Raw genomic sequence first — 22,700 nt, 5'->3', positions numbered from 1 at the left:
ACTTTGTTAAACAAACCATATTTTTATCACTAATTCTACAAACACTTACTCTATAAAATAGTAGATCTTTTATAGCGACTCACGCCAGCGATAACGGTCTGCTCAATCACTCTATCATCGCCTAGCATCATCAATACAAACAACTGCTCTTCAAGTGACTTAGTCTGTGTCATACGACGCTCAATCAATTCTGTACCGCCCATATTTATCACGACAAAATCAGCTTCTTTGTTGGGCATAAAATTACCAATCTTATCATCCAGCAATAGCGACTGCGCATTGCCCAATGTAATCTGATACAACCCTTGATGGGCTGATAGTGACTTCTTCTGTAATTGCTGAACCTTATAAGCCTCTGATAAAGTCGTCAGCATCGATAAGCTAGTACCCGCCCCCACATCAGTCGCGATACTCACGCCAGTATAACTCAAGGTCTTGGACAAATCGAACAGCCCACTACCCAAAAATAAATTGGAGGTTGGACAGTGCGCTATTTGAGTGCCTGTATCACGTAACACTTCGTACTCTGAGGTTTCAAGGTAAATACCATGTGCCAGTGTGGTTCGTCTACCCAGTAAGCCCATATCATGATAAACATCCAGATAGCCTTTGTGATTGGGATAAAGCTCACGTACAAAAGCCACTTCATCAAGGTTTTCGGCCAGATGCGTTTGCAGATAAACACTATCGTAACTGCGGTATAGCTCACCTGTCATTTGTAATTGTTTTGACGTCGATGTAATCGCAAACCTTGGGGTGATGGCCACATGCTGACGTCCACGCTCATGCCATTTATCGATGATATTTTGTGTATCTCGGATGCCCTGCTCAGTAGGCACACACAGGTTATCAGGCGCATTTTGGTCCATGAGAACATTACCAGTAATCATGCGTGTGTTCAGTCGAATGCTTTCAGTAAAGAAAGCCTCTACCGATTGCGGATGACTGGTCGAAAACACCAATGCACTCGTCGTACCGTTGGCCAACAACTGGTTTAAAAAGAATCGCGCGGTATCATGGGCAATTTTTGGATTACCAAAATTTGCCTCGGTGACAAAAGTATAATTATTGAGCCAATCAAGCAACTGCTCTCCAAAAGCAGCAATCATGTCTATCTGCGGGTAATGCACATGAGTATCGATAAAACCTGGCATGATGAGATTGTGCTTACAGTTATGAATCTGTACTGATGCTCTACTCTCTTGCTCGCTCTCATTGCCATACTGCGACATCATTGAGGCACAATCACCATAATCCACAATTAGACCTGTTGCATCATCGACTACGAGTGCACCGTCTGCAATATACTCAGGATAAACGTTCATGCCTGCGATGACAGGTAATAGTGAGATACTGCTATCCAGCTCTATGGTATTTAGATACTGGGCATTGTCTGAATCTTTTGCCGCAGCCTCCAATTCTTTTGATCGGATAGCAATATCATTTTCGGTAAGGTAATGCAGTAATTGGGCTTGATAAATATGTATGGCCATAAAAAATCTCACATTAATGGATCAGCACTTTGGCACAAGATTAGGCCATGTTAAACACTCAAACATGACGAGCATATTTTGAACACAAAGTGACTGAGTGCAGCCTATATATCGTTATGGCGTACAAAGATAAAAGACGAAAGTAATGTCTGAATAATAGAAAGTTAAACAGTAAAGTTGAACAGTAATGCAAAGTTTATGGGTCAATATCAGTTATGACCTATGACATTTATGCACAATGATAAAGCTGCAAAACTTGAGCAGCGATAGATACCGCAACGGCCATAGGCTCTTTGCCACCAATATCAAGTCCGATTGGCATGGTTAGCTGGGCAATTGCTTGCTCACTATAGCCGCGCTGAAGCAAACGCGTTCTAAAACGATTTTCTTTGGTTTTTGAACTGATACAACCTAGATAAGGTATAGATTGTAATGCGCTATCGTCGGTAGTGGCCTCATGAGCATCGGCATTTATATCTATAGAAGCATCCAATGCAGCACGCACCAAGTCAAAATCAAGACTATGATCATGAGTCATGACTAATACAAAGTACTGAGACCCTTTGTTGGCTGCTGCATTCCGGTGGCTGTTTGCAATGAATGGGCGTACAAAGTCCACAGGATCTTCCTCGATATGTGGACGAATATGCGCAGGCAATTGATAAGTAACTTGGCCATCTATAGCATCAACATCCTGCGTCACATAACGCTCAAACATCTCAGCGCGGCTATCCACCCAATCGACCTGACAAGGTAAATCGGCAAGTATGGTCATTAATGCCGCTGCGACATGCCCTGCCCCAAAAACCAATAACGACATGGGCGGTGTCACATTAAAACATTCAAACATAACCGTAACGCTACCACCACAGCACTGCGCTAACTTGGCGCCCAATGGGTAATGTTTGGTATAAACAGCGTCTCGGCGTACTGCTTTGGCTTTTTCAGACTTACCTTCTTTTGATGGTTTGGAGCCTTTTGAGTCATCTATATCTAGCTCACCTTTGAGTAGCTTCCTAGCGGTTATCGTCACATCATGCTCGAGACTACCGCCGCCCAAGGTGTCACAGCAGTCATCAAGCGTTACAATCATTTTAGACTGTAACTCTCGAGGTGCTGAACCATTAACAGCAACGACAGTGGCCAAAACATGTGCAACACCCCGCTGCTGATATTGTGCCAGTCCATCATACCAACGCATCGAGGATATCAAAGGCATCGAGTGTACAGCTGAACACGATAACATTTGTGGCTCAGATACGTGTGGCTCGGATGCTTGTGATGCTGGTGTTTGTGGCGCTGATATATTACTCACCGTGCGCAGGACCCCTAGCCGTTGATACATTTGGATCTTTTATCGCCTCGGGCTGATCGTCGAATAACTGGCCTTCAGTTTCTGTCGGATTAATATCTTTGCCATGAGGTACTTGCTGCGGCTGTACTCGATCATCATCGATACCGTAATTATCGTCAACAGACGTTAAGCTCTCAATAGTGTCCGTATCTACTTTATCAGCAATCTCCCACGCTTGACCTTGCATACGCATCACAGCTTTCAATACGGCTTCTGGCGTCGCTGGCATGGTCAACTCTGGATTTTTCTTATAATCACCTAAGCTTGCGACTGCATTGTTAATCGCGCACCAGACGCTGGCGGCCAACATAAATGGTGGCTCACCTACCGCTTTAGAATTATAAATAGTCTGTTCTTCATTCTTGCGATCGAACAGTTTCACGCTCCACTGTTTTGGTAAGTCATGAGCCGTTGGAATCTTATAGCTAGCCGCGCTATTAGAAGCGAGTTTGCCCGTCTTATCCCAAATCAGCTCTTCCGCCGTCAGCCAGCCCATACCTTGAACGAAGCCACCTTCAATCTGACCAATATCAATATCTGGATTAATAGATTGTCCAACATCATGCAAGATATCGCAGCGCAGTACTTTATACTCGCCCGTTAAAATATCAATCTCGACCTCTGAACACGATGCACCCAGTGCAAAGTAGAAAAACGGACGACCCCACGCTTTTGAGCGATCATAAAAAATCTTTGGCGTTTTATAATAGCCAGTCGAAGACAAACTAATACGATGCTGGTAAGCCAGCAATGTTAATTCAGCAAAAGTAAGCGTGGCTTTATCGGCAATATAGACGTGATTATTCTCAAACCTAATGTCCTCTGCAACAACTTCGAAATGCTCAGCAGCAAACTCAACCAAGCGCTCTTTAATAGTAATACAAGCATTCTGTGCCGCTTTACCATTGATATCTGTACCCGATGAAGCCGCTGTGGGCGAGGTGTTCGGTACTTTATCCGTACGTGTCGCCGTAACTTTTACAGTGTCTAAATCTACATCAAATTCATTGGCGACAATCTGGGCAATCTTGACATATAACCCTTGCCCCATCTCAGTACCACCATGATTGATCTGGATAGTACCGTCAGTATAGATATGTACCAATGCCCCTGCTTGATTCAAATGCTGTACGGTAAACGAGATACCGAATTTGACAGGCGTCAATGCAAGACCTAAGCGCTTATCACTGCCCTCAGCTTCTGCTTTTTGATTGGCCTCTAGAACCTGCTGACGACGTTTATCATATTCGCTGTCATCAGCCAACGACTTCATAATCGTGGCAAGATCAAAATGCTCAATCGGCTGTCCATAATGGGTGCTCTGACCATCTTTATATAAGTTCGTTAATCGTACTTGTAGCGGATCTTTTCCCAACGTATAAGCGATATGATCCATCATATATTCAGCCGTTAGTAACCCTTGCGGACCACCAAAACCTCGATATGCCGTGTTAGAAACGGTGTGTGTCTTACAGCGATGACCTGCTATCTGTGCCGCTGGATAGTAGTAGGCATTGTCACAATGGAACATCGCACGATCAACGATAGCATCAGACAAATCAGGTGAATAACCACACAATCCTGATAATTGCATATCCACGCCAAGTATTTGACCTGCATCATCGACACCAACATCATATCGGTTGGCAAACTCATGACGTTTACCCGTCACCACCATGTCATCCTGACGGTCTAGACGCATACTCACTGGCACATTATGGCGTTTGGCCACGATGCTGCACAGACAAGCCCAAGCAGCGGCTTGCGTTTCTTTACCACCAAAACCACCACCCATTCGACGTACCACGGTAGTCACTGCATGAAAAGGCAGATCGACTACTTCAGCGACGAGCTGCTGTACTTCGCTAGGATGCTGCGATGAAGTGTAAACCTCCAGACCACCATCATCACAAGGCACCACATATGACACCTGACCTTCGAGATAAAAATGCTCTTGCCCCAGCATATGAATATGGCCTGCAATACGAGTAGACGCAGATTCAAGTGCTACTTGAGCATCCCCGCGCGTCATAAAATGGCTAGGACGCACAAACTGCTCTTGATTTAATGCGTCTTCAATAGTCAATATCGCTGGTAATGGCTCGTATTCTATAACTGCTTTGAGCGTGGCTTTTTTGGCTGCTCGATGACTGGTAGCAACGACGGCAAACAGTGTCTGACCCACATACTCTGTTATCTTATCCACCATCAGTGGATCACCATCAAAGACGGGGCCGATATCAGTTTTAGCTGGTATATCCTCAAAGGTAATCACGTCTATTACCCCATCGGCTGCTTTCACCATATCCAGATCCATGCTCAATACACGTGCATGTGCATGAGTGCTCTTGCCGATGGCTAAATGTAGAGTACTTTGTGGTTTTAGCATATCATCGACATAAGTGGCAGTGCCCATCACATGACTGATCGCACTATCATGCTTTGCGCCAGTACCGATTTTGTTTTTAGGTGGACGTACGCGACGGATACTGTAGCTGTCAAATAATGAAGAATGATGACTCATGATGATGCTCTCTTATATTTTTGGTCAAACCTGTATGTTCGGCTTCTAGCGTTTTGACGGTATGATAAAAGCTATGTTGCGAACGGCTCTATTGAAAGTTAAGTCAGACGCTAAACTTAATAATATTATTGTCAAAAGCACTGTCGCAAAATCATAACGGTTATAAATATCTATATTTGGGGCAAAGGAAGTTCAGATCCACTTTCGATACCAGCTGTCTCTATCAAGCGCTTATCGTTTGCAGCTCTGCTACCAGTTGCTTACCGCACTTAATGAGCAGTCGTTGCACCACATGCATACGATACTCTCGACTCGCTCTCACATCTGTCATTGGTGATACATCCATTGGTAGCATTTTTGCAGCCTTCTCAAAACTAGCTACCGTCAAAGGCTGTCCAATCAATGCTTGCTGAGATTTTGTCGCTAGCAGAGGGATAGCCGCCATACCACCTAGCCCAAATTTGACATCCTCAATGGTCATGCCATCTGCTGAGATATCCAGTCTTGCTGCAAGCAGACAGGCAGAAATATCATCTTCATAACGCTTACTAATTTTATGGATGTATAGATATTGATTGTCTTGCAGAAGTGGTATATGGACGGCGACCACATAGCTGCCTGCACGTAGCTTGGTTTTTTTATAATCTAAAAAGAATGCTGATAAAGGTATCGTCTCATCAGAGTAAGATGCCTGAGAAACACCGTTACGATTAGCCATATCACAATGACGTAAATGAACCTGCGCATCTAATGCTAATAGAATCGGTGGTAAATCGCCAATCGGTGAGGCATTGGCAATATTGCCACCGATAGTACCCATATTCCGAATTTGTGGTGAAGCAATACGTTCAAATACCGCAGCAAATGTAGGAAAATACTGCTCAAGCACAGGCAGTATTTTTTTATAACTCATACCAGCGCCGAGTATCAGTGATTTTGTAGATGCTGATGCTACGTTTTGCTTATCATCTGATAGCGCATTGGCATTATCATTAGCATCCACCACTGACCAAGTCTTTAGCTCATCAATCGCAGAGAGCTGCACAATCACTTCATGATCAACCAAATGCTGCGTCACACTTAGACCCAGATCAGTCCCGCCTGCCCAAATAGTCGCCTTTGGATTGGCCGCTAGTACTTGATTCAGCGCATCAATTGACTGCGGAATAAACAACTGCCGCGAGTCTTGCGTCAATGCAGGTTCGATAGCATTATCTTTCGGTGGAACAGACGCCTTGCTAGTTGCCATCGCATCGGTAGCTAGCGCTATCGTGAGATCTTTCGCTGCTGTATGCGCTTCGTCGCGCTGCTGACCAATAGTACCCATGGCCAGACCAGCTTCAATAATTGGGCGATAACCCGTACAGCGACATAAATTCCCCGATATTGAAGCGACAATATCATCATAGCTTAGCGCATCTATCGTCGCATCCTGCACTTTTTGCAGACGATGGTTTTCATAAACGCTGGCCAGCGACATCACAAAACCAGGTGTGCAAAAGCCACACTGCGAACCATGACAGTCAACCATCGCTTGTTGGGCTGGGTGCAATGAGGCGCGATCTGGATGATGCTCAGGATTGTCCGCGAGATAAGCCGCTGTCATCAGATGATGACCATCCATCAGTGAAAGCAAAGTAATGCAGGAGTTTAGAGTATAAAAAGGAGTGGTAGATTGTTCGCTATCATCTATAGCCAATCGTTGCGCCATGATGGTACAGGCACCGCAGTCACCACTACCACAGCCTTCTTTGGTATCGGTCTGTCGTTCGTGCAAGCGTAAATACTCAAGTACCGTTGTATTCGGATTGAGGTGGGTTATCTCATGGTGCTTTCCGTTCAGATAGAAACTAATCATAGCAAGACTCGGCTAAAAAATTGGGCTTTATAAAATTAGGCAGCTCAGATAAACCACCAACATAAATATCTACTAAATCGCTCAAAACAATCAATCTATATTTAATAAACCTTAAACAATCATGGCATTTAATAATACTTTTTGGCTAGATAGTTAATTCATTTTAAAAGAGCGTCAAGGCAACCGAGTGCAGATGTAACTGTGATACTTCAAGCGAGGTTAACGCTGTCACTCTTTTGTAGAGGATTGACTATATTTTTATTATATATCAGTGTCTTGAGTATCCACTGGTAAAAACAAACTCAATGTAATGGCTGTGATAGCACCAATTGCTACAGGTGATATCAGCACGTTACGTATCAATTCAGGCACATGTGATAACACGTCAGGCACCATAGACACACCGATTCCCATTCCGACAGAAGTCGCGACAATCAACATATCGCGACGGTCGAGCTTGGCGGTCGACAATACCTTGATACCAGCCACCGCTACTGTGCCGAACATCACCAAGGTTGCACCGCCCAGTACTGGCTGAGGCATGGTTTGTAATAAGGCGCCAAAGATAGGAAACATCCCTATGATAATCATGAGCGCTGCAATATAAATCCCGACATGGCGACTGGCAACTCCGGTAAGCGCTATAACACCATTGTTTTGGCTAAAAGTCGTCGACGGCATACTGTTTAAAGTCGCGGCAATCATAGAGTTCACACCATCTGCCAATACTCCACCTTGAATGCGATTGAGATAGACAGGTCCTGTGACAGGTTCTTTTGACACCACAGCATTTGCCGTTAAATCGCCTGTCGTCTCAAGCGCACTCACACAATACAAAATGGCTAATGGAATAAAGGCGGCGATATCAAATTGAAAACCAAACCTAAAGGGAATAGGAACTGTCACGAAGCCAACATTGCTCAGTGAAGAGAAATCCAACCTACCCATAAAAAAGGCGGCTAGCATACCTAAAACTAAAGCAATAACAATCGAGGAAAGTCTTAACAAGGGATTTTTTGAGCGGTTAAAAACAATCACTGATACCAGTACAACCATACCTAAAAACAGATTCTGTAAGCTACCAAAATCTTCGGCACCATAGCCACCTGCAATATCGGTCATGGCCACTTCGATCAACGGAACACCAATGAGAATAATAATAGTACCAGTGACAACAGGCGTAAATATTCTTTTTAATTTATGAATAAAACGACTCAGTACAACTTCGACAAAGGCAGCGCAAAAACTAACGCCAAAGATGGTGGCCAAAATATCTTCTGGTGAACCACCACGTCCTTTTACAATCAGGCCAGCAGAAATAATCGCAGTCAAAAAAGCAAAGCTAGTCCCTTGTAGACTTAACATGCCAGCGCCTACGGGACCTATTTTTTTACATTGAATATAAGTGCCAATACCAGAGGAGATTAGAGCACAGCTAATCAAATAAGGAACATATTCACCCAACCCCAAAGTCCCAGCGACAATCAAAGTGGGTGTAACAATAGCAACGATGCTGGCTAATAGGTGTTGTAAAGCCGCGAAGCTTGCCGGCCAAAAACTAGGATTGTCATTGAGCTGATACATCAACTCGCTGTTTTTTTGAGACTCTATAGATTCAGGCACTGTTAATCATCCTTGATTAATATATTTTTAAGTCTACTAACACTTCTTGATAACAGGTGCCGGCAGCCTCGCTAATAGTTTTGGTCTGAGTGATTTGGTGTTAGTGATAACACCGATTTGAAAGATGACCATTTGGTCAGGTTTTATGATGATATCACTACTGCTGTTTGCCGACAAGCGATAAAATAGCGTTCATAAGTCATAAGTCATAAGTCATAAGTCATAAGTCATAAGTCATAAGATTTTAAGTATTCACCGCCTGAAATATGAAATACTTGAAAAGCAGCCATAAAAAAACGGTTAATGCTCATTAACTAAGAGTTTTGAAGCTCTTGAAAACAAACATCAACCGTTATTCAAACAATGCTAAGTAGCATCTTACTACCTAGCACATTTAATTTTTCTTATGTACCAAGCTCAAGCAAGCTAGCATTACCACCGATAGCCGTGGTATTGATGGTTTTCACACGCTCGGTGACAAAACGATGCAGATAATCAGGCGTTAGCATTTCTGACAAACCTTCCATATCCGTCACGCTAATAACCTGCGTCAAAATACCATCAGTTTTAGCCAGCTCTTGGCTGATTGTCTGTGCATCAGATCGGCTACCAGACACTGCCACTTGTGCAAGACGATCGATATACAACAAAGTAATGGTCTGTGAGTCATTAGCAACGCTCAATACATCTTCGCTAATGCCCGTTTCATAAAGCACTTTTGCTGCTTCAACACACATCTCATCTTGGCTTGGGCAATGCAATATGACTTCATTGCCTGTCAATAGTGCTGCAACCAGCTGGCCTAGTACGGCCATTGCACGGGCAGACTCACCGCCCACCACCATCGTCTTACCGCGACCAGTGACGTACAAGTCGTTTGATTCGCCAGTGGCACCAACCATACGATGCATCTCATCCAAACTAGGTGCTGCACTCAATAGATGATTGAATAAGCGCTTGGCTTTGTTGGCATCACCAGTTAGCAGCGCCAGCTTTGGAATGGCTGCCTGTAGATAGGTTGCACGGTTTACTGCGCCCAGCAATCTCCAAGACTCACAGACCTGTGCATGATTTTTTTTGAATTCAGTCGCCATGATGCTACTCCTTATGCAAGTTCTGTTTGAGTGGTGGTTTGAGCTTGGCTATTGCTAGCCTCGATATCAGTCGCTGGTTCTGAGACTAGCTGCATGAGGCGTGATACATAGTGTGGACCACCCGCTTTAGGGCCAGTACCAGACAGACCACAGCCACCAAATGGTTGGACGTTGACCACAGCACCAATCTGATTACGGTTAATATAGGTATTACCGACGAACGCGCGGCGCTCGATGTTTTCAGTGGTGGTTTCAATACGACTGTGGATACCCAAAGTCAAACCAAAACCTGTTGCATTAATCGCATCAATCAGCTTGTTCAAATCACGAGCTTGATAACGCAGTACATGCAAAATCGGGCCAAAGTGCTCACCACCGATGACATCGATGCTTTTGACTTCAATCGCCGTTGGCAATACAAACGTAGACTGATCTTGGCTCACGACTGAGGTTGAGCTCATTGGCGTCTGTGCCAAAATCGTCGCGGTTGGCTCGGCTTCCATACGCGCGATATGTGCCTCTAGACCTTGTTTGGCATCCGCATCAATCACTGGGCCCACATCGGTGGCAGCATAAAGTGGATTACCAACAGACAGTTCTGCCATGTTGCCTTGTAGTAGCTCAATCAAATCATCTGCCATTTCTTCTTGTACACACAAGATACGACAAGCTGAACAACGTTGACCCGCTGAACCAAACGCTGATAATACCGCGTCTCTAACAACCTGCTCTGGCAGTGCCGTTGAATCAACGATCATCGCGTTCTGGCCACCCGTTTCTGCGATAAATACTGGCAGCTCACCGCTGGCTTGGGCGTGGTCGTTTAGGCTTTGATTGATACGCTGCGCGGTTTGAGTAGAACCTGTAAAGATCACACCTGCGATGTTGTCAGCCGCCGTCAATGCGCCGCCCACATCACCTGCACCAGTGACCAATTGCAGAGCCGCTGCTGGAATACCTGCTTGATACATTAATTGTGCAGCAAAGTGCGCAATCAAACTGGTTTGTTCGGCAGGTTTGGCCACTACCGTGTTACCTGCAGCCAGTGCCGCCACGATTTGACCGGTGTAGATTGCCAATGGGAAATTCCATGGACTGATACAGACAAAAGTCCCACGTGCTTTGTAGACTTGACGCGCTTGTTTACCAGACAAATCGGTAAACTCATAAGCAGTCGCTTCTAAACGCTCGGCTTCGTCTGCATAAAAACGGCAGAAATCAACCGCTTCTTTGATCTCATCAATACCGTCTTGCAGGGTTTTACCCGCTTCAACTTGGCACAATGCCATCAATTCAGCGTAGTTCTCTTCGTATAGCTCTGCAATCTTACGCAATATCTCAGCACGCTTCGCAGCTGATACATTTTGCCACTCATTTTGACCGGCAACAGCAGCATCGATGGCTTGGCGAGCCAGTTGAGCGTTGGCGTATTTGACTTCACCAGCGCTAACTTCATGGTTCCAAGGCGCACGTACCGTCTGAGCATCTAACTGATGCGTTGTGCCATCTACTTCGTAATCATTAACGGCTTTGCCATTGATGATAGGTGTCGCTGACCAAGACTTGTCTAAGTAGCTATCGATAGCCGCTGTAAACGGAGCCCACTGTGAGTCAATAAAGATATTAGGACCAAAGCTGGCACGACGTTCACCATAGATTCCTGATGGTAATGGGATATCTGGGTTGTTCAACGTGGCATTGGCCAGCAGCTTGTCATATGGATGCACAGTCAGCTTATCGATTGGATAAGACTTGTCTAATAACTGATGGACAAATGAGCTGTTGGCGCCGTTCTCAAGCAAACGACGTACCAAGTACGGCAGCAAGTCTTTGTGCGCGCCGACTGGTGCATAGATACGTACTGGAATCTTATACGCATCTAAAATATGATCATAGAGTGCATCACCCATGCCATGCAAACGCTGGAACTCAAAGTCTCTGTGCGCGCTCATCGTAATGATTGAGGCAAGTGTGTGAGCGTTATGCGTGGCAAACTGTGGCCAGATTAGCCCGCGCAAATGATCTGATAATAAGAAACGCGCGCACGCAAGATAAGCGGTATCCGTGCCTTCTTTACGAGTCCACACAGGATAACCTGATAGACCTTTTTGCTGCGCCAGTTTGATCTCTGTATCCCAATAAGCGCCTTTAACTAAGCGTACTGGGATGCGGTCGCCTACTTCACTTGAGAGACAAGCCAACCAAGCGAGGACTGCGATAGCGCGTTTAGAGTAACCCTGTACAACGATACCCAAACCATCCCAGCCAGCCGTCAAGTTATCACGGTATAAAGACTCAAACAGTTTTAGAGAAATCTCAAGACGATCTGCTTCTTCAGCATCAATACTAAGATCAACATTGACCTCACGTGCCGCTTCAATAAGCAACATGCAGCGTTGACGCAGCAGACCCATGACTTGCGTTTCTTGAGTGGCTTCATAGCGAGGATGCAGTGCTGATAATTTGATAGATACTGATGGCTTTGGCATACCATCTTTAACTTTGATGCTCGCAGTGGCTTTGATGGCATGCAGATAATCATTGAAGTATTTTTCAGCATCTCTGTGCGTGATGGCCGCTTCACCTAGCATATCAAATGAGTAGGTGTAACCTCTATTGCGATATGGCTGGCTGTTCTTATTAGCGTCTTCAATGGTTTCGCCCAATACGAACTGATGACCCATGATACGCATGGCTTTTTGCATCGCACTACGAATGACAGGCTCGCCCATCTTTTTGGTCATACGGTCTAAGAAGCCTGACGCTGTCGTGCTGCTATCAATGCTCACGACGCGGCCCGTCATCATCATGCCCCAAGTGGAAGCATTGACCATAAAGCCGTTGTCATTTTTGATGTGCTTTTTCCAATCAGCCACACTCATTTTATCATGAATCAAGGCATCGGCCGTATAGTTGTCTGGCACACGAATCAAGGCTTCTGCCAAGCTCATGAGCAAGATACCTTCTTGGGTATCAAGGCTATACTCAAGCAATAATGAGTCAACCATTTTGACGGCTTTGCCGTCATTACGCACATGCTCGACCAATTTACGCGTTTGCTCAGCAGCAGCATCGCGCTCTTCATCACTAGGTTTGGCAAGGGGTAACAGCTCAGACAACCAACGCACTTCATCCACACTATATAGCGGTGAAATACGGGTATGTAGCGTTTCTAATGACTGGGTAAGATATGCCGGCTTCAGCAAATCAACAGCAGAAAACAAGATAGGCTCTTGCGGGGTAAACTGGTCTACTGGGTTCATAATAACTCCATAACTATCGTTTAAAAACCATAATAAATGGTGCTTTAGGAAGTCTGATCGTTCTGTGTGACGGCTCACAACCGCTATCAAATTGAATAGTGGTTATTAACGGATACTCACAGTAATAATCAAAAGACCAAACGGCGCCATCACAAAACTAAAAATCCAGCAGAGGCTGGAGACGGTTAAGTAGGTCGTTCGACTGTTAAACGGGCTACGCTAACAATACAAAGGCAACAACGCAAAGCTAAGCGGCATTAGTGCCTTCTTCTTGTTAGTAGTGAAAGGAGTATGATGGTCAGATACCAGTTTATCGAAACGACATACGGTCGCTTTAATAAACACCAATCTATCATCTTAGGTGACGCTAATTCACTGTAAGAAAAACCTCTACGGCGTTGATTGAGGTGATGCGCTTAACGTGGCTATAATATCATGAAAAAAAATTTCGAACTAACGATTTTTTTTATTTTTATCGATAAATAAATCTTTATATAACAATAGCTTATGTAGATATTTCTGACCATGACGCTTTGGTTATGTTTTTTTGTTTACTATTGCCGATTGATTGTCATTACAGCACTAGATATCAGTATCAAAAATACTAGCGTATGCCTTCAATTCACGCGATATTCATCTCAATGGGCTAACACTCGATATAGCACTTATATCAAAAAAACCCCTCCTTATCTATGTCAGATAAGGAGGGGTTTTTATTGCAAGCTAAGCTAAAATTGTATCGTTTAGCAAAGACTGCTGACTGTCTTTAAACCGTTAAACAAAGACAATTTTTGCCAATAGTACGAAAGTCAATATCCATACTGGAATGCTAATGTCAGAAAACTTACCCGTCAATGCTTTGGTCGCCGTATAAGTGATGAAACCAAGTGCGATACCATCTGCGATAGAGTAAGTCAGTGGGGTAAATAATAATACGACAACGACTGGTGCTGCTTGAGTCAAGTCAGACCACTCTACGTCTTTTAGAGTGCCTAACATCAATACCGCCACATAAAATATCGCGCCTGCTGTTGCATAAGCAGGAATCATACTGGCCAATGGCGCAAAGAATATACTAAGCAAAAATAGCACACCGACAGTCACAGCGACCAATCCAGTACGACCACCTGCAGCAATACCTGAAACGCTTTCGATATAACTGGTTGTCGATGACGTACCAAGTAAAGTACCTGCTACTGTCGCAGTAGAGTCTGCAAACATCGCTTTACCCATGTTCTTAACTTTACCATCTTTATCTACCAAGCCTGCCTGTTGCGTGGTTGCAATTAACGTACCTGCTGTATCGAATAAATCGACGAATAAGAAAGCAAAGATAACGCTGATCATACTCACATCAAACGCGCCAGCAATATCAAGCTGCATGAATGTAGGTACAATCGATGGCGGTGCAGAGACAATACCAGTGAAATGCGTATTGCCAGTTAATAAGCTGACCAAAGCCACAAGCAAGATACCAATAGTCACCGCACCAGGGACTTTCTTATAAGACAAAGCGAGAATAACAATAAACCCAACAGCAGCCATCGCCGGTCCAAAGCTTGTCATATCACCTAAGCCAACCAACGTAGCGTCATGATTGACGATGACGCCTGAGCTTTGTAATGCAATGAACGCTAGAAATGCACCAATACCAGCGACCACGCCCTGCTTGAGCGACACGGGAATAGAATTGATGATCATTTCGCGAATTTTGAACAGACTCAACAGCACAAAGATACAACCAGACAAGAACACCGCGCCAAGCGCAACTTGCCATGTGTACCCCATGCCAAGTACCACGCCGTAAGTAAAGAAGGCGTTAAGACCCATGCCAGGAGCCTGAGCAACAGGTAAACGAGCATAAAGCCCCATGATCAAACACCCGATTGCTGCTGCCAAACAAGTAGCAACAAACACAGCGCCTTTATCCATGCCAGCATCTGCTAGCACGTTGGGGTTAACAAAGATAATATAGGCCATCGTTAAAAAAGTGGTCAAGCCAGCAAGAATTTCAGTTCTTACCGTGGTGTTTTCACCGTTAATCCCAAAATAGCGTTCGATTGCATTCATAAGTGTCGCGCCCAGCTTGCTAGTGAAAGAACAAATTTATTAATGCCTAGAGTAAACATAACGTCAGCAGACAAATCGTGACGTCATCTATAGAAAGGCAGCAGTAACGAAGTGTAACATTCTAGAGAAATTACACTATAAATTCAATCACTACCAGTACCCGAGGCGTACAAACACGATTTCTCCTGCTACTTAGAAATCATATTTAGACAGAATTTTAGGTAAATAAAGAACATGTTCAGGATATCTACCGATAGATGCACCAGCAGAATTTACCTTTTGAATAAAACAACATAGCTAAACATTCATTAATTATTTGGTATTTAACACTTTATTAAATGACCTTTCCTTCATTTAGCAGTACACTAGGCGGTTAATATAAGTGTGCAGAATTATTGCTCCATCATGTTTTTATGTTATCCAATACCCTATTTGGCCTGCGTATTGCACCATGCCAGCTCTTGTCCATTATCCGTGAGTTCATTACATGCCTGAGTCATTAAATATTATTGATCTTATTACCCAAGCCAGTCTATTGGTGCAGATTGTGATGGCACTATTATTATTAGCGTCTTTATTCAGTTGGATCATTATTTTTCGTATGAGTGCGCGGCTTGGTACAGCTCAAAGTTTCGATCAACAGTTTGAAACTTGGTTTTGGTCAGGTGAGGATTTAGCCAAACTATATCAAGGTGTGCAAGGATCACCTGAACGCCAAGGACTTGAACAGATTTTTTATGTTGGGTTTTCAGAGTACCTAAGAATGCATAAAAAGCGCCAACCTAAAGATGACATTATCGATGGCGTTGAGCGTAAGCTAAGAGTTGGGCTAGGTCGTCAACAGCAACTGCTCGAATCAGGGCTGACAACGCTGGCCAGTATCGGATCAGTGGCGCCTTATATCGGATTATTTGGTACGGTCTGGGGTATTATGAATGCCTTTTTAGGATTGTCGCAGACAGAACAAGCCACCCTAGCCTCTGTTGCGCCTGGTATCGCCGAGGCCTTAATCGCCACTGCCATGGGTCTGTTTGCAGCGATTCCTGCTGTACTGGCTTACAATCACTTTACGGCAAAATCTAGCCGCTTATATGACTCGCGGGCGCTGTTCTGTGATGAGATGACCGGCATGCTCCAACGTGAGACCAGTGCAGCAAACCCTGTCAGCAGAGAAACACAATCTACCACTAGTCAAGCATAAGGACGATGAAGCCATGAAGCAAAGTCCCTATCGCCGTGAAAAGAAAGCGCTAAATGCGGAGATGAATGTCGTTCCTTACATCGATGTGATGCTGGTGTTGCTGGTCATATTTATGGTGACAGCGCCGATGTTGATTACGGGTGTTGATGTCGATCTGCCAAAAGAGCAAACCAACACCATGAGCCAAAGCCAGCTACCGGTGATCGTATCTCTAACTGGTAATGGAGAGATTTTTATCAGTTACGAAAGTAATGTCGATTTGCCAGTGAGCGAACCTGAACTGATTAATACCTTATCTAATTTGCAGACTCAAAACAGTGATGCCGGAGCGTCACCCGTACAGGTGATGATAAATGCCGACCAAAACAATCAATATGGTGCAATCATGACGCTAATGGCGACGTTGCAACAAGCCGGCATTCAAAAGGTAGGACTACTAACAGGCGCGCCGCTACCCACGCCTTCACTGTAATAAACAGATTAATAAGCACCACATTCGATCAAGCTTATAATAGAATCGTAGTCAACCCAATGAACCACGTTCATGAGTATAAATATTATGCATAATGCTCCTGCCGTCTATGTGCCTACCCAACCTGAAGGCAATGGGCTGACCTTGCCTACGTTACTCAGTTTACTCGCACATGGTCTTGTGATTGGCCTGCTCGTTTATAACTATCAACACACTGAAGTAGACATGACTGGTAGTCTCGAAACGGTCATGGTGTCACCTGAGCAACTGGCTGATATGCAAGGTCAGATACTGGCCAATCGTGCTGCAGCACAAGCTCAAGCAGCCAATGCCAACAGCAGTGCAACGGCATTCACGCAAGCAGATGCGTCTGACAGTAACGATGCCAACCAAAACAGCAGCCAATCAAGCTCTCAGCAAGTACCTAGTTTTAGCCGCCCTGATGACACTACTGGCCGCCCTTTACTCATGAGCGAAGAGCATCATCAACGCTTGCTTGAACAAAATAGAGAGTATGAGCAGCGGATGGCTGAGTTGGCAGAGGAATTGGATGAGTCCATAGCAGAAAGTCATAACCCAATTCAGGAAAAAAAACAAAAGGAGCTAGAAAAGAGCAAAGCTGAGCTCGAGGAATTACGCTATAAACGACAGCATCCTGATATTATCATGCGTCCTACTAAGGCTGATGATAATTTAAAGTCTAAACCCAGTGGTTCCGATAACGCACCTCAGAATTATAATTTGGCAGACGATGGCAAACCTACCCTATCAGCAAGTATGTCCAGCCAATCTGGCCCTAGTGGTGGTTCTTCCAAGTCAAAAAAACAATATATCAATGGTATCGTATCTCAAATTAAGAATTCATTTGCATTTCCAGAAAACACTTATGGCCAAACGGTAAAGTTAATCATAAAAGTTAATAAGTCTGGTTCCGTAACATCAGTAACAGTGGCACCAGAATCAGGAGGCAGTGACGTGGCTCAAGCAGCAGCAATTACTGCAACAAGACAAGCCAGTCCATTAGATATAGACGCTGATAATTTTGAAGACTATAAAGAGATTCGAGTGACCGTTACAATACCTTCAGCGTCCTAACCTAATAGTGATAAAAGAGTAAAAGTTAAAATCAGTAAATGAAATAACGAAAGGATATAGTGATGGGTTTATTTCTTGCTCGAATAACGGTATCAAAAACTCTCCGTTCTTTATTTTTCTGTTTGTTATTTACGTCATCAGCATCAGCATGTGAAATAAATGATAAAGACTCAGTAACTAATAAAAAAGAGTGCGTCTCAAATTTCTCTAGTTCTGATTCACATAAAAAAAGCATTATGGCAGCTATTCGTGATCACTATACGCCACCTATTACTTTCACCAGAGAGCCAGTGAAAGCTATCATACGGCTTGATGATAAAGGTAACGTGATCACAGTATCAGCAACCGGTCCAAGTGAACAAATAAATCAGGCCGTAATGTCAGCTATAAGAGAAGCCAGCCCTTTACCCATCAACTTAGAAAAACCCCATGATTACGCTCAAATTGTTATTCAGTTCACAATGCCAAAATCTGCTTTATAATTTAGCTGAATGTTAATTATTAATTCTCTAGCCATTGCCTATTATGGTACGATATTTTTTATCTATACTGATTGCCAAACAGTTTTCATTAATTAAAAAAACCCCAATAAACTTTATTCATTAGATTAACGGCCTACTTATGACACCTTTAAATATTCGTTCGGCTCATCGATTATCAAAACTATTTTTATTAACGCCATTATTTTTAGCTCCATTGATGGCAGCTGCTGCGCCACTCGAGATTGAAGTGGTGGTAGATGTACCAAAACAACAAAATCAAGTCGCTTTCGTTCCCTTCGCCGGTGACACCCTCATGTCTCCTATTATCTCAAATGACTTAGGTAAAACCGAGCTAAAAGTGACTAGCGAAAATTTGCCACAGCAACCGCATAGTAGCAACGAGTTAGCAGGTACACTACCCGTATGGCAAAGTATCGGCATTCCTTACCTAGTCGTCGGTAGCAGCAGTACCAATCGCGGTAAAGTGACCACCAACTATGAAGTCATTGAAGTAAAGTCAGGGCGAATACTAGCAGGCAAACAAAGTCTAACGGCTAATAACGATAAAGAAAGTATGCGTTATGCTGGCCACGTCATCGCAGATAAAGTATATGAGTTGATTACCGGGACGCCAGGAGATTTTTCAGGACGTATTGCTTATATTGAAGAGGAATTAAGCGGTAAAAATAAAGTCTCACGCCTAAAAATCATGGATGCTGATGGTGAAAATGCGAGAACACTTGCTGAAGTCAAAGGGTCTATCTTTTCACCCGCTTGGTCACCAGACGGTAAACGCATTGCATATTCTGTACAACGTGATCAGTCTTATCAAGTCATCTACGTACAAAACGTTGATGGCGGCGGCGCAACCGCATTAACGCCCTTTTCTGGTAGTAACTTGAGTCCCTCATTCTCACCAGATGGCAGCAAAATATTATTCTCTAGCAGCTTTGAAGGCAGTGCTGATATTTACGAGATAAGTGCCAGTGGCGGTCAACCTAAAAGACTCACTAGCTGGCCAAGCAGTGAAGTACAGCCAAGCTATGCGCCTGATGGTCAATCTTTTGTGTTCGTCAGTGACCGCGCAGGTTTCAATAAGCCACAAATCTATCGTTATGAGTTTGGCTCAGGACGTACGACGAAGCTATCAAATAGTGGTTATGCGACTAGCCCGCAGTTCAATAGCGATGGTTCACAAATTGCTTTTTTAAATGGCTCATCAGCCGCTATCATGAATAGCAATGGCGCAATAACGGCTAATTTGGGCAATACGGGCATTGATGAAGCACCGAGCTTTTCGCCTAACGGTAAGCGCGTAGTCTATGCTTCAAAACAAGGTGGTAAAGGTATTATTACAATAAAATCACTAAATGGTGGTGAGACGTTTGGCAAGTCCGGACAAGGTACTATTCGCTCACCAGTATGGTCAGCCAGTCCGAAGTAAATAATCCACTTACTTTCTTTCTCAATCTATAAATCCTTGTATATAAAAAAGCGCCTAACTATCTGTTAAGCGCTTTTTTTCTAAGAGCAGTAGTGAAGTAATTTGTATATTAGGGCGTGTCCTCAATTCAATCGATAGTCATCTAAATGGGTTAAAAATGGCTAAATCTTGCCAAACAACGTCAAATAGCTGACTAATATCTCGATATTATCTGCGCTATTTTCCTTGTTTGACTGCGATTTATCTCATTTTTATCACCATTTTTAAAATGAGGACACGCCCTAGATATTTTTCTTTAATAGCCATTAGCTAAAAGTGTAAACAGTATTAATCATCACTCGGATCACCTGCTGGTGGGTTGTCATGACGCAGTTTTGCTACGTCTTCAGCCGTTACCGTCTCGGTAAAGCCATTCAAGTCACTGACCACATATTGAGTAACCGCAGCCATCTGCTCATCATTCATCATCCCATGAAATGACGGCATACCGCGAAAACCATTCATTAAGATATCAATGATGTAATACTTTGATTGCATCTTACTGTTATTAGCCAGTGGTGGATAATAGCCTGCGCCGTAAGCACCCTCACCTTTATGCATATGACAGGCTGCACAAGAGTCGTGATATAGCTTTTCACCATCTGTTGTCACAAATGCATTGGTGCCTTCAAATTTTGCTTCCCACTTAGTAATACTTGGGTCATTTTCCATATTGGGCAGTGAGCTGTCATCGACGATATTTGTAGAAGGTTTTGCAAGCTCATCACGACTCATATGGACTGCACCCCAAGCGCCTGTATTACGGCTGGCTTGATAATCAGCAGGTTGCGTAGCTTCTTTCTCTTGTACACTGGCTATCGTTTGTGCATCATCCGACCGCTGACTACAACCTAGCAGTGTCGCACTACTCACCACACTTAGCAACATCACATTCAGCAGTTTGGGTGTCATGTTTTTTATGACTGTCTTCTTCACGATTGCATTATCCATGATAGCCTCTGAATTTTATAGTTATTCGTATTAACCTAGTATTTTTGCTTTTTTATGTAGGCGCTTTGCGGCATCCATACCAGATAGAATAGCGCCTTCCTGCCATGCTGGAATGTGTGAACAATGCTCGCCTGCCAGTACGATACGATTATCAATACTGCACAGGGTATCGTAATGCTGCCGACGGGTCGATTCGTTCCAGATGCCATAGCAGCCAAGCGTCCATGGGATACGGTGCCAGACAACTGACGTACCTGCGCGGAATTCTTTGGGATACTGAGGATGGATATATTTACCATAGGCAAGTGCAACATTGATACGCTCTTTCGGCGTTAGGGTATTGAACTTATAAGATGTCGGGCCGTAACCATACGCGCCTAGCAACACCCCTGTCCCATCTTTGAACATATTTTGTGACGGATAGGCAATCTGAGCAATGGGCATGTCGGTATAAGTCAGACCACCAAATATCCACTCATCTTCTTCCCAAAATCGACGATTAAACTCTAAGCCAACTTTATAAGAGCTCTCATAAGGCACAGCGGCCATCGCCTGTTTCATAGGTTTTGAGACATTGATATCCATCTGCGTCAATATCGTTAGTGGGATATTACAGACGCACCAATCTGCACGGATGGTCTTAGTGGCGCCATCTGGACTATTGCTGTCGACATAATCGACCGTCACACCACTTTCGTCCTGATGGATTTTGGTGACTTTTGCATTAAACTCAATCATATCTCGACATTCGCGGGTGAATGCATCACCGATTTTACCCATACCGCCCACTGGCTGAAACATGGTTGGCTGATGCCCATAAGTCATATGATTGCTATAGATATCTGCCCACATACCTGACTCTAATATCTCACTGATAGGCAGTGGCTTTGATGGGGTCGCATCAGGCATCAGGCCACCACCCGGAAACACACTAAAACCGCGATGCTTGCTGGTCTCATTGCTGGCACGGTAGCGATAGTCTTTATCGAGCACGCCCCAACCTTTTAAGCCTTCTAACAGTTTCTCTTTGTCTTCTTTATTCACAGAACGATCAAGAGCGCCGACATTAACGGACTTCGATAACAACTCCGCGACGTGACCTTGGATATCGTTTTTTACATCACCCAAACGTTGAGGTACACCGCCAAAATGAGTGCTACGATGTAGATATGCACGATCATTGGTCTGAATAAATGGCTGTAGCTCAACACCGAACTTTTTGCAATAATGGAAGATGGCATAGTGATGACTGGGCAAACGCCATGGCCCACCATTAAAATAATTGCCTTCTTCAAAATCACAAGTGACTTCTTCACCGCCAAGCTCTGTATATTTATCACCGCTGTTCAACGTCCAGCTGCGACCACCGCCACGGTTCTGATATTCAAGAACCTTGACATCATAGCCTGCTTTACGTAACTCATAAGCCGCTGTCAGTCCACCAAGACCAGCACCGAGAATGACAATGCTAGCGCCCGGAGGTGCACCTTTTAAATCCATGGTCTCTTTGAAACTCGACTCTGAAGCAAATCCTAATGTCGTCATTGCCTGATACATCGCCGTTGCACCCGCTGTCTTACCAATCATCGAGAGCAGTTGGCGCCGCGTTGGAGACTGAGGCATGTCTTTCATAATAAAGTCCTTAAAGTAGGCGTTCGTGCAAAACAGGAGGCATTGAGACGATGAATCAGCTTGGCTTAGTTTTTCATTTTGTTGTTTAAGCTGTCGTACCTTACC

15 protein-coding genes are annotated in these 22,700 nt (G+C 44.1%); 5 read left to right on the top strand and 10 right to left on the bottom strand.

What is annotated here, in order from left to right; translation table 11 throughout:
- Positions 1–50 precede the first annotated feature (50 nt).
- From guaD to I6E83_RS05450, 8 genes are all read right to left on the bottom strand, one after another.
- Positions 51–1,493 carry a guanine deaminase gene (gene guaD, locus I6E83_RS05485; RefSeq protein WP_197100282.1) on the bottom strand — a complete coding sequence of 481 codons (1,443 nt, stop codon included), beginning with the start codon at positions 1,491–1,493 and terminating at the stop codon, positions 51–53.
- Positions 1,494–1,722: 229 nt separating this feature from the next.
- Positions 1,723–2,808, bottom strand: coding sequence for an XdhC family protein (locus I6E83_RS05480; protein ID WP_320158381.1), 1,086 nt, complete (start codon positions 2,806–2,808; stop codon positions 1,723–1,725).
- Positions 2,801–5,371, bottom strand: coding sequence for a xanthine dehydrogenase molybdopterin binding subunit (gene xdhB / locus I6E83_RS05475; RefSeq protein ID WP_197100281.1), 2,571 nt, complete (start codon positions 5,369–5,371; stop codon positions 2,801–2,803). The genes I6E83_RS05480 and xdhB overlap by 8 nt, the downstream gene beginning before the upstream one ends.
- Before the next feature lie 223 nt (positions 5,372–5,594).
- Positions 5,595–7,229, bottom strand: coding sequence for a xanthine dehydrogenase small subunit (locus I6E83_RS05470; RefSeq protein WP_197100280.1), 1,635 nt, complete (start codon positions 7,227–7,229; stop codon positions 5,595–5,597).
- Between the two features lie 261 nt (positions 7,230–7,490).
- Complete coding sequence (locus I6E83_RS05465; RefSeq protein ID WP_320158380.1) at positions 7,491–8,852, bottom strand: nucleobase:cation symporter-2 family protein; 1,362 nt, start codon at positions 8,850–8,852, stop codon at positions 7,491–7,493.
- Positions 8,853–9,256: 404 nt separating this feature from the next.
- A complete protein-coding gene (locus I6E83_RS05460; RefSeq protein WP_197100279.1) occupies positions 9,257–9,946 on the bottom strand; it encodes a 1-pyrroline-5-carboxylate dehydrogenase in 690 nt (229 codons plus the stop codon).
- An 11-nt stretch (positions 9,947–9,957) separates the two neighbouring features.
- Positions 9,958–13,209 carry a bifunctional proline dehydrogenase/L-glutamate gamma-semialdehyde dehydrogenase PutA gene (putA, locus tag I6E83_RS05455; RefSeq protein WP_197100278.1) on the bottom strand — a complete coding sequence of 1,084 codons (3,252 nt, stop codon included), beginning with the start codon at positions 13,207–13,209 and terminating at the stop codon, positions 9,958–9,960.
- A gap of 774 nt (positions 13,210–13,983) precedes the next feature.
- On the bottom strand, positions 13,984–15,279 hold the full coding sequence (locus I6E83_RS05450; RefSeq protein ID WP_194197501.1) for an NCS2 family permease: 1,296 nt from the start codon (positions 15,277–15,279) through the stop codon (positions 13,984–13,986).
- Positions 15,280–15,766: 487 nt separating this feature from the next.
- Here I6E83_RS05450 and tolQ point away from each other — a divergent pair, with 487 nt between their 5' ends.
- The 5 genes from tolQ to I6E83_RS05425 all read left to right on the top strand — a co-directional run bounded on the left by tolQ (position 15,767) and on the right by I6E83_RS05425 (position 19,973).
- The gene (tolQ, locus tag I6E83_RS05445) at positions 15,767–16,480 is read left to right on the top strand and encodes a protein TolQ (protein WP_110922959.1); all 714 of its coding nucleotides are present in this window, start codon (positions 15,767–15,769) and stop codon (positions 16,478–16,480) included.
- Positions 16,481–16,493: 13 nt separating this feature from the next.
- A complete protein-coding gene (gene tolR / locus I6E83_RS05440) occupies positions 16,494–16,952 on the top strand; it encodes a protein TolR (protein WP_110922960.1) in 459 nt (152 codons plus the stop codon).
- Between the two features lie 72 nt (positions 16,953–17,024).
- The gene (locus tag I6E83_RS05435; protein ID WP_227680826.1) at positions 17,025–18,047 is read left to right on the top strand and encodes a cell envelope integrity protein TolA; all 1,023 of its coding nucleotides are present in this window, start codon (positions 17,025–17,027) and stop codon (positions 18,045–18,047) included.
- 62 nt (positions 18,048–18,109) lie between these two features.
- The gene (locus I6E83_RS05430; protein WP_197100277.1) at positions 18,110–18,529 is read left to right on the top strand and encodes a TonB C-terminal domain-containing protein; all 420 of its coding nucleotides are present in this window, start codon (positions 18,110–18,112) and stop codon (positions 18,527–18,529) included.
- A gap of 139 nt (positions 18,530–18,668) precedes the next feature.
- Complete coding sequence (locus I6E83_RS05425) at positions 18,669–19,973, top strand: PD40 domain-containing protein (RefSeq protein ID WP_197100276.1); 1,305 nt, start codon at positions 18,669–18,671, stop codon at positions 19,971–19,973.
- Between the two features lie 327 nt (positions 19,974–20,300).
- On the opposite strand, the gene I6E83_RS05420 is transcribed toward I6E83_RS05425, so the two are convergent.
- Together I6E83_RS05420 and I6E83_RS05415 are read right to left on the bottom strand one after the other, a co-directional pair.
- A complete protein-coding gene (locus I6E83_RS05420) occupies positions 20,301–20,963 on the bottom strand; it encodes a cytochrome c (RefSeq protein WP_197100275.1) in 663 nt (220 codons plus the stop codon).
- Positions 20,964–20,993: 30 nt separating this feature from the next.
- The gene (locus tag I6E83_RS05415) at positions 20,994–22,595 is read right to left on the bottom strand and encodes a flavin monoamine oxidase family protein (RefSeq protein WP_197100274.1); all 1,602 of its coding nucleotides are present in this window, start codon (positions 22,593–22,595) and stop codon (positions 20,994–20,996) included.
- Positions 22,596–22,700 lie beyond the last annotated feature (105 nt).

The sequence above is a fragment of the Psychrobacter sp. SZ93C1 genome, assembly GCF_015864635.1.
Classification (GTDB): Bacteria; Pseudomonadota; Gammaproteobacteria; order Pseudomonadales; family Moraxellaceae; genus Psychrobacter; species Psychrobacter fozii.
This window is presented reverse-complemented; position numbering and strand designations above follow the sequence as displayed.